The sequence below is a fragment of the Nitrincola schmidtii genome (genome assembly GCF_008973715.1).
In the GTDB taxonomy this organism is placed as follows: Bacteria; Pseudomonadota; Gammaproteobacteria; order Pseudomonadales; family Balneatricaceae; genus Nitrincola; species Nitrincola schmidtii.
On record NZ_WBOL01000021.1, the window covers coordinates 1 to 10,188 of the forward strand.

9 protein-coding genes are annotated in these 10,188 nt (G+C 36.6%); 4 read left to right on the plus strand and 5 right to left on the minus strand.

Annotated elements, in window-relative coordinates:
- Positions 1 to 944: DinB/UmuC family translesion DNA polymerase (locus F7R24_RS14160; RefSeq protein WP_151671917.1), on the plus strand; the 944-nt coding region annotated here is incomplete at its 5' end.
- A gap of 226 nt (positions 945 to 1,170) precedes the next feature.
- Here the strand turns inward: F7R24_RS14160 and F7R24_RS14165 are convergent.
- The 3 genes from F7R24_RS14165 to F7R24_RS14175 are packed head-to-tail and all read right to left on the minus strand — an operon-like array spanning position 1,171 to position 3,715.
- On the minus strand, positions 1,171 to 1,542 hold the full coding sequence (locus tag F7R24_RS14165) for a response regulator (RefSeq protein ID WP_151671918.1): 372 nt from the start codon (positions 1,540 to 1,542) through the stop codon (positions 1,171 to 1,173).
- A gap of 11 nt (positions 1,543 to 1,553) precedes the next feature.
- Positions 1,554 to 3,347 (minus strand): ATP-binding response regulator, encoded by a 1,794-nt coding sequence (locus tag F7R24_RS14170; protein ID WP_151671919.1) that lies wholly within the window; start codon positions 3,345 to 3,347, stop codon positions 1,554 to 1,556.
- Positions 3,344 to 3,715, minus strand: coding sequence for a hypothetical protein (locus F7R24_RS14175; protein ID WP_151671920.1), 372 nt, complete (start codon positions 3,713 to 3,715; stop codon positions 3,344 to 3,346). Before F7R24_RS14175 ends, F7R24_RS14170 begins: the two co-directional genes overlap by 4 nt.
- Before the next feature lie 108 nt (positions 3,716 to 3,823).
- Here F7R24_RS14175 and F7R24_RS14180 point away from each other — a divergent pair, with 108 nt between their 5' ends.
- Positions 3,824 to 4,513, plus strand: a complete 690-nt coding sequence (locus F7R24_RS14180) for a response regulator transcription factor (protein ID WP_151671921.1) — start codon at positions 3,824 to 3,826, stop codon at positions 4,511 to 4,513.
- Positions 4,514 to 4,524: 11 nt separating this feature from the next.
- Here the strand turns inward: F7R24_RS14180 and F7R24_RS14185 are convergent, their stop codons facing one another.
- On the minus strand, positions 4,525 to 6,699 hold the full coding sequence (locus F7R24_RS14185) for a methyl-accepting chemotaxis protein (protein ID WP_151671922.1): 2,175 nt from the start codon (positions 6,697 to 6,699) through the stop codon (positions 4,525 to 4,527).
- 245 nt (positions 6,700 to 6,944) lie between these two features.
- On the opposite strand from F7R24_RS14185, the gene F7R24_RS14190 reads away from it, so the two are divergent.
- Together F7R24_RS14190 and F7R24_RS14195 are read left to right on the plus strand one after the other, a co-directional pair.
- Positions 6,945 to 7,280 carry a DUF3135 domain-containing protein gene (locus F7R24_RS14190; protein ID WP_151671923.1) on the plus strand — a complete coding sequence of 112 codons (336 nt, stop codon included), beginning with the start codon at positions 6,945 to 6,947 and terminating at the stop codon, positions 7,278 to 7,280.
- A gap of 6 nt (positions 7,281 to 7,286) precedes the next feature.
- The gene (locus F7R24_RS14195; protein WP_151671924.1) at positions 7,287 to 8,474 is read left to right on the plus strand and encodes a SpoIIE family protein phosphatase; all 1,188 of its coding nucleotides are present in this window, start codon (positions 7,287 to 7,289) and stop codon (positions 8,472 to 8,474) included.
- Positions 8,475 to 8,477: 3 nt separating this feature from the next.
- Here F7R24_RS14195 and F7R24_RS14200 read toward each other — a convergent pair whose 3' ends face one another.
- A complete protein-coding gene (locus F7R24_RS14200) occupies positions 8,478 to 10,127 on the minus strand; it encodes a methyl-accepting chemotaxis protein (protein WP_151671925.1) in 1,650 nt (549 codons plus the stop codon).
- Between the last annotated feature and the right edge of the window lie 61 nt (positions 10,128 to 10,188).

Here is a 10,188-nt window from a genome sequence, read left to right on the forward strand (position 1 = left end):
TATGCGGCATGGAGAATCTTGGTCCCTTGGAGTCCTACGGAAGATCCGTGGTAAATACAGTGAAAAGAGAGGTCGGCATCCCCTGCTGTCTGGGTATCTCTACCACCAAAACCTTGGCAAAACTGGCTAACCAAGGGGCTAAAAAATACCCGAAAACCGGTGGTGTGGTTGACCTAACTGATCCACAACGTCAACGACGTTTGATGGCTATTACCGATGTAGGTGATGTCTGGGGAGTGGGCAGGCGGATCGGTAAGCGACTCAAGGATCACGGGATTTCTTCGGCATTAGATTTAGCCGATGCTAATCCTGCTTGGATTCGAAAACACTTCTCGGTGGTACTAGAACGTACCGTTAGAGAGCTGAATGGTATCGCTTGTATTCCCTTTGATGATAATCCACCACACAAAAAACAGATTGTCGTTTCGCGTTCCTTTGGTCAGCGCATCACGCAACTGTCTGACATGCGGCAAGCGATCAGCAGCTACATGACCAAAGCCGCTGAAAAATTGCGTAATGAAAAAATGAATGCCGGTGTGGTGACGGTGTTTTTTCGAACCAACGTGTTTAATCAGAATCAGCCACAATACACCAACAGCGTTTCAAGAACGCTTACGCAGCCTTCCAGTGATACCCGAGTGCTTATCAACATTGCCAATGAGTTGCTCAGTAGCATCTGGAAAGATGGTTATGCCTTTATGAAAGCAGGCGTCATGCTCAGTGATTTTTATGAGCAGTCGATTTCACAACGAGGATTATTTGATGTGGAGCCGATCGATAGACGATCCACACAACTCATGGCCACACTGGATAAGATCAATCGCCAGACAAAAGGCCAAGTTACCTTCGCTCGGGATGGCATCCCACAAAGCTGGCAGATGAAACGTGAAAACTTATCACCCTGTTACACGACACGATGGAGTGATCTACCGAAGGTTCGATAATAGATCTAAATGAACAAGTTCATGAACCAGAAGCATGTGTCTGAGACAAATATTGCAACTACTCAATTACATTAATTTTCAAAGCGTGATTCAGCAACTCTGCTGGAACTTGAATCAAAATATAAAGATTAAGTAAATAATATTCAGATTTAATGGATATATACATCAAACGCGGCAGGAGTAATGTTAAATTTAAATTACCATAAAATAGCATATCTAAGCGAAATCAGATATGTAAATATTTTGCAATTCTGCCAGCTAATTTTAAAGGATCAAAAGGCTTAATTATAACCTCATCAAATAGAAGGCAATCATCGCCAATAATTATTTTTATATCTGTTTTTGCAGTTAAAAGTATTGATTTAATACGCGAATAATCATTATTTTTTCTTATCTTTTTTAATAACTGAACGCCATTCATTTCAGGCAACATCCAATCAATTATCAACAAATCTGGCTTAGCATTATCAAGTAACTTCAACGCTTCATTCCCATCCGAAGCAAACAAAACATTGAAGCCACCTAAATTGACTAGCGACAACTTCAATAGAAACTGTATATCCAGATCATCTTCAATACAAAAAATTAAAGGCTTCATGATCACTCACATCAACTATTACTAACAACTGGCAAATCGATACCAAAAGTAGAACCTTTGCCCGGATAAGATTTCAACCATACTTCGCCATTCATTTCCTTTATCAACTCATATGAAATTGCTAGTCCAAGTCCTGTTCCGCCTTTAACTCGCACTTCACTTGAATCAACCTGAGTGAATCGCTCAAATATCATCCTATGATTTTCTTCCGAAATTCCAACCCCCTGATCAGATATTAAAACAGAAACCTTTGTAGTATCTACAATTAATTTAACCATGATAGTTGAATTTTCCGGAGAAAACTTTATTGCATTAGATAGTAAATTAAACAAAACCTGTTGCAAACGAAACTTATCTACAGATACAAATACTTTTAGGTCATCTGACTCAAGATAAATTTTTATTTCAGCGTTTATGGCTATACTTTCAATATCATTGACAGCCTCAAATACAACATCATACAGGTTATATTTTTTCATATCTAAAACTAATCTACCTTGCGACAGGCTTGACAAATCAAGCAAATCACTGATCAGCAATAAAAGCTTGTCGGAATTGCGTTGTGATAGAGCAATCAATTCTTTTTGCTCAGCTTTACTGATTGAACCATTATCCACCGAAAGCAGATTGATTGCTGCTCTAATAGCTGTTAATGGGGTTCTTAACTCATGTGTTACATTAGACAAAAGCTCTTCTTTTATTTTTTCTTGCTTATCTCGCATCAATTCCAATTCATTAATTGCCATCAGCAGCCGACCTACTTCGTCAGCACGAGAAACGTGTATTGATGAATATTTCGAATGATTGAGTAAATTATTTTCTAGCTGATGCAACGCATGTCTTAAGGGATTAAAAATTCTAATAACCCATATATTTACAATAACACCTAAAATAAAAATCAGAGGTAATATAATCTTCAGATAATCTACAACGTAATAACGTACTAATTCAGTGACAGTGCTTATTGGGGTTAAATTGATAATAACCCATTCAAATGAGTTAAATTTTTCAATGCTATAGATCCAATCTTTACTTGCATCTTTATATAACTCACCTAAATTATAAGAATCAACAATATTACTGACTACGCTTTTCGGCTGAACAGGTTGCATTATTTTATTTATATCTGTGGCAGCAATGAAAATACCATGACTAATATCTAAGATTAACAACTCACCTTCAAATCTAACGAACTCGTTAGAAATTTGATGGAAAAGGCTATCTTTTTCTAAGGCAACTCGCCCTATCAAAACTCCTAGTAAAGTATTCTCATTATCAAGAATTGGTTCAAGTACAAATATCGAAGGCAAATTAGTAACTCGACCTAATACAGGGAAGCTAATCACTCCTTGTTTTGTTTCCATAACAGTCCTTACAAAACTTCTATCAGAGTAATCTATATCTACACGATCAGGATTAAATGGATATTGACCTATACTAACTCCATTCGCATTTAAAACTACAAATTCTTGAAACAAATTACTTAGTTGCGCTATTTTTAAAACATCACTCATTTGTTTTTCTTCAATAAGTGATTGATCATTTTCTAACATTAAGGGTGCTAACTGTTGCAAAATTAATTTACGCTGCTCAAAAGCATTCTCAACACGTTCAATAAGCATTAACAAATGTTTTTCTTCAGATTGATAGAAGCCCTCTGTTACTTTTTCCTTTATCGATAAATTAACTGAAAGAACTGTAATTATAATTAAAGCAAGCCAACCAAATATAAACGCTAATACTATTCGCTGAACTAAACTTGTATTCTTAGAATTAAATTTCTTTTTAAAATCAGCGATATTCATCTAATCTGCCTAACCAACGTGTGATAAACCTCTTCGATAGCTGTTAACCCAAGCAAGTAATCCTCATGAGTTACTTGTTTATGAATACCCTGTTTAACATCTTGAATATCTGACCATACCAATGACTCTAACTTCCTAGCATTACACTCTAACCTTGAAAACTCATAACCTCCTGACGCACCACTTAATTTGTGCAGTTCGAAGTGCAAAGATTTAAGATCTGCCAAATTCGTACTTTTTTCGTCTTTGACAATGATTTGATACAACTGCCACAATCGATCCAATCGACTTGAAACGCCATCGAGAAACTGCTGCTTCAGCCTGTCATAGTCATCGTTTGAGTCTAGTTCATCGTTCTTATCAAGCATTAGGTAATATCCCTATTCTATTCACGGTATAAATTTTGCCAATACGAGATTTTTAATCTACTATGTGAACTCTAAAGATATCACTAATAAGTAGTAAGTTGTATTTTTATGAGAGTTGCAATTATTGAAGACGACATAGATCAAGCTAGGTTGCTAGCATACTGGTTAAAACCCTATGGTTTTAACTCATCCCTTTTCATCAGTGCTGAATATTTTTTAAAAAGCACCTCTACTTTAGCTGATTTCAATCTAATACTAGTCGACTGGTTGCTACCTGGTATGGATGGTTTATCCTTAGTCAAAAGGATAACTGAAACTTCTAACCATCCACCAATAATTTTTGTAACAGATAAAGATAAAACAGATGAACTCGCTACTGCACTTCATTCAGGCGCGGATGATTTTATCAGTAAACCTATCAACAAAACGATATTACTAGCTCGCATTACGTCTACTCTACGTCGTTACGGTCACTCAATTAGCACAAACTCTATGAAAGAGAATGAGTTATGGCTAGATAACGATTCTCGTTTCCTATACTTTGATAATCAGAAATGTCAGCTAACTAGATCAGAGAAACTTATCATGTCTTTGTTTTTAAGCATGCCTGGTGCACCCATCACTAGAGAACAACTCTATGAAGCCCTTAATCTTGAGGCTTTATCAAATAGTAGCCGCACTATTGACATAAAAATTAGTCGTTTGCGAAAAAAACTTAGCCAATTCACCTCATCACCGGGTGAGATCACTTGCCAATACGGTAAAGGTTATATTTTTAAAAATACCTCTTCTCGATGATATTCAAATGATTATCGCTTAAATATCTTAAACTGCTTCGCTAAATTTTCTAATAATCGAGTAACTTCCTGCACGCGTGCTGATGCTTGCAACGCTTGCTCAGCCTGAACCGCATTGCTTTCTGCTAACTTAGCTACGTTTTCTACAGTAAAAGCCACTTCTCTAGATGCCTGAGCCTGTTCAACTAATACTTGCTGAATTTCTTCTGTTGCCTTCACGACTAATACAGTACTCTTTTCAATATCATTGACTGACTGTCCTGCTAATTTGGCATTCTCTACACCTTTTTCAACGCGATCAACACCAGATCTCATTTCATGAACGGCTGCATTAGTTTCATTCTGAATTTGTTCGACCATTTTCGTAATTTCTACTGTTGATATCGCTGTTCTTTCTGCAAGTGTCCTCACTTCATCAGCTACGACGGCAAACCCCCTTCCATATTCGCCTGCTCTGGCTGCCTCTATCGCTGCATTTAATGCAAGTAAATTTGTTTGCTCTGCAATTCCCTTAATAGTTGAAACAATTTGACCTATATTTAGAGATAGTTCCTTAAGTGATATCAATCTATCAGCAGCATGTTGAACAGCTAGTGCTATGTTATTCATTTCATTACTGTTCTCATAAACAGCTAAAGCACCTTTCTTTGCCACATCACCCGCCTGCAATGACGATTCATATGCAGCAACAGCATTATCACCAATTTGACCTACTGAGGCACTGAGCTCTTCAAGCGCTGCAGCCATGCTGGTAGATGCATTTGATTGCTCAACTGCGCCTCGTGTCGTCTCTTGACTAGCATCAATCATCTCTGTGACCGACATTGTTAACGAGTTAGTTGACACTCTCATTTGAAAGAGTATTTCATATAACTTGTTTCTCATGACAACGACAGCATTGAATAATGAGCCCACCTCATCCTTTCTACCTAAAGGCATTTCTACTACTAAATTTCCTGATGCAATTTCGTTCGTGATTGATTTTAGGCGATTGATTCGTGATTTTTGACCCTTTGCAACAATGGTCATCATCGAAATCAGTAACATTAGTAAAACTATCACAACGACAGCAAGTTTTAGTATTGGCGCTAAAAATGCTTGGTTTAAATTATTTAATGGCACAGTTGCTTGAGCTACTCCTCTGACATCACCCATCTGCCAGTCTCGTTTCGGACTTTCAACATGTCCGTTATGACAAGCTAAACAAGAAGGATGATTCATGACATCTGCTTTAGCTACTCTATAAAAAGGTTTACCATCAACTATGATCTTTCGAGCAAAATACTCATTAGGATTAGCTTTCAAAAAGACAATTGCTTCACGTTCAAATTCATCCAGTTTAACCTCATTAGCATTTCTGAACTTGAAGGGTTGGTCACTAAAAAGACGAAACTCTGAACTTGCATCATGACCTTGATTAGTCATTTCACCTAACGACCTCATAACAGTAGCCGGTAAAGGAATACCATTTGAATCTTTAGAATGATCATGAGTTAACGTTAAGCCAGCTGCAATAGCTTTTGGTACAACATGTTGGTTATAGAACATACGAGAGTTGAATGCCATATCAATCAGATCTTTACCACTTTGAAATCCCGCTGCATTAAGCGAGTCTTCGTGGACATTTTTCAACCCGAAAACAAATACAACCATCATTGCGATTGACATCAGAACAGTTGGCAGAATAACTTTCGTTGAAAAACTCCAATTAAGGAAACGTCGTTTAATCTTATCGAAAACACCTATTACACCAGGTACTTTGACATACCCCCCATCAAGACGATGGCCACTGCCCTCATTGATTTTGCGATAGAGTATTTCGGCTTCTCTTATTTCCTGATCACTTGCTTGAAGTCGAACACTCATGTAGCCGCCTTCAGGCCTAGGAGTTGCAGTTGCTTTTACCCAGTAATGATCACCATTTTTACGACGGTTTTTTACAATACCCTGCCATGCCCTTCCTTGCTGTAAAGTGTTCCACATATCTCTGTATGCCTCTGCTGGCATATCAGGGTGGCGTACAATATTATGAGGTTTACCAATCAACTCATCACGCGTAAACCCAGCGTATTCGACAAAATCATCATTCACATATGTGATGAGTCCGGCTTCATCAGTATGTGAAATGATGGCACAGTCATTACGAACTGGATAATTATGTTGAGTTACTGGTTGATTGTTTATCATTTTCTGAAATACCCTACACTTTACATATATATTAACTGTAGAGAACCTACTAACAATTGATCAATAGCTCCTATGCACCAAATCGACTCATTATTCGCTTTATTGATACAATTTAGTGCATATATGAAACATTTGATAAAATTATGTTGTTGGAACATGTTTGCAAGCACTCGAACAGTGTTAAGTTTGTAGAGGTTATTGAGTTAGGCCTGAACCTACAAATGATGATAGCGAGAGCGTAACTAATGGAAAACATAGTCCCTTCACAGCAAGTACTGCCTCCGTTTGAAGAACTTGCTTATCTTGCAAGAAACAACTCAGAACAGTTTGAAATTATAAGACGCAACATTATTACGAATGAGATAGCAATGTGTCGAAGTAATCAGTTGCACTTAGAAAGATTGCAGTTTCGTCTGGATGGAATCTTCAGAAAACACAAAAACCCTTACACCCGTTGTCAGTTATTACTGAATATGATCGCGGAAACCAGCCATAAAATTAGTTATGGTTTGGATATATTAAAGGTAACTAAACCTGAAATTATTGACGAAAATAAAAGCAAGTTATCAGTTGTAAAATAACGGTTAATGAACACACCTAATTCACAAAAAAACATTTTACACAATTCGAAAGTAGCATTAGTCGTTGATGATGAAAAAATCCATCGCCACATTATAAAATCATTTCTTAACAAACTTGGATATGAAGTTATCGAAGCTTGTAACGGTCTTGAAAGTGTCAACTTGTTCATTAAGCATTTACCAGACTTTATTTTTATGGATGTTATGATGCCGATCATGGATGGTCTTGAGGCGTCATTGATTATAAAAACGCATATTACAGGTAAATTTACGCCTATTATATTCCTTACTGCTTCAGATGATCCTAGCGAAATTCAGCGATGTATCGAAGTGGGTGGCGATGACTTCTTAAAAAAACCTATAAATATAAAATTACTTAATACACGGATACGTGCACTTGAGAGAACTAGAGATTTATATAATAAGCTCTATTCACAACATTGTGAGTTAATCAAATACATAGACACTGATAAAGAAAATCAACTAATTGCTCATAATATCCTTCAAAATGCCATTCTACCTAGAAATAGCATTAGACCAGGTATTAAAAGTATATTAAAACCAGCATCAACATTTAGCGGCGATATTTTTTTATGTGGACCTGTAGCGAATGGAAGTTATCGATTAATGCTGGTAGATTTCACAGGACATGGCCTAGCTGCAGCAATGGTATCAATTCCAGTAAGTGAAATATTTCATGCTATGAGGCTAAAGGGAAAAAATCAGATAGAGACATTGATAGAAATAAATAAAAAGCTTTGTCAATTACTGCCTGATGATCGTTTTATGGCTTCTACGATGATAGATATCAGTCTAGATAACAAGAATCTAACAATATGGTCTGGGGGAATGCCTCATTGCTTAATTTTATCAAATCAATCAATCATTAAGTTAGCCGGTAAAGGATTACCCCTTGGGATCTTAGAAAGCTATGATTTTTCTAACGATCAAGTTATTTATCATTACACCGGTAATGAACGAGTTTTACTTGTTAGCGATGGTTTCTTAGAATTACAAAGTGAAAATAATGAATTACTACTTTCTTCCGATGTTTACAATCACTTCTTATACGACTGGCAACACTCCAATGTTAGCTTTGAAGAACTTATTGAGATATCAATTAACTTACACGCTAAAAATAAACCTCAAGATGATGACATTTCTGTTATTGAGTTAAACCTAAGTCTTTTCTGAAATTTATGCTTTAAAATATTCAGCATTACAACTTAAGTTCTTCATGACTAAATTTATATCAGCTTCAGTTTTACTAATTCTAACGAAATCGTCACAAACCTCTATCGCAACTTGTTTTATGATTGAAACATTTTGATCAATTTCACTGGCAACTTGGCTTTGTTGTTCAGCGGCGCTAGCTATCTGTGTGTTCATATCCATAATATCCGTTACAGATTGCTTTATGTGCTCAAATTTTTCACGCGCATTATTACTTAACTGAACAGCTGAGCTAGCCTGTTTTAAGCTTAAATCAACGGTATCAACTGATTTCAATACATTATCTTGTAGAGTTTTAATCATGGTATTGATTTGTTCTGTTGATTCTCGAGTCCTGATAGATAAATTACGAACTTCATCAGCGACTACTGCAAATCCTCTACCTGCATCCCCTGCACGCGCAGCTTCAATAGACGCATTCAACGCTAAGAGGTTAGTTTGTTCAGATATACCTCTGATTACATTCACAATACCACCGATCTGTTCACTACCACTCTCTACACTATTTACTGCATATGTCACCTGCTCCAATCTAGTGACAAGTGATTCAATCGAAGATATTACATCTTCAATCACATTAGCTCCTTCATTAACTGCAAACTCAGCTTTTTTGCTTGAATCAGCGGCTCCGATAGCATTATTAGCAACCTCAGCTACAGTTGCAGACATTTCAGACATTGCAGTAGCTACCATCAGTGTCTCATCCTGCTGTTTTTTTACTTTTGTGTTTGCTGATTGTTCTATGCTACTTAATTCGTTCGATAGACTTAGAAGTTGCTGTGAGTTAAGTTGAAGATCAGAGACTACCGGATTCATTTTATATTGTAGTTTTTTAATCGCTTCCATTATGGATCCTGAAGGAATCTTTTCAGGCATAGAAACAGATAAATTTCCCGCTGCAATTTGAGAGGTGACATTAACCACTAGTGATGGCTCACTTCCTACTTGTCTAATCAACCATCGATATAAATTTAATACTGCCACCAAGCTAATACTTAAAGCAACTATAAGAATTACTATAGTTGTCTGCTTGACTCGAACAAATGCCTCTTTACTTAAAAGGTACTTTTCTTCTGCTACAGATAATTGAAGATCGGCAAGCTCTGTAATTTTTTCACTAATAGGATCAATTGAATTGTAAAGTGGGCCGTCATACGTATCTAGTTGTCCTTTTACATCTCCACTCAACGAATCTAGCCGTCTTAAGACCGATTCAATATCAGAGTCCGCTAGACTGAATAACTGAGCAGCATCCATAACAAGTCTAGATTCATCTTCAGTTAGACTGGTTTGCAAATAACGATTCCAAGTTTCTTCAATTCGTTTTTGAGCAGATCTAATGTCATTGGCAGCAGATTCTGCCGAAATCATTCCCGCATTCGCTTTATTAACTGCATCAATGACTAATACCGCATAATCATCTGCAATAATTTTTAACTCTTTTAATGGAATAACACGGTCTTCATAAATTGTCTGGACATTGCTATATATACTTCCAAATTGAAGCCAAGCATATACAGCTAAGAGCAGAAGAGCTGTAATAGGAATTGCAAGTGTAAATAAAATTCTGTCGCGAAATGTAAATCCTGAATGCTTAACTGTATTCTCAGACATAAAAAACCTATACAAAGTCAGTTAACTAAATAATACAAAACCTTATTACTTTTAATTATAT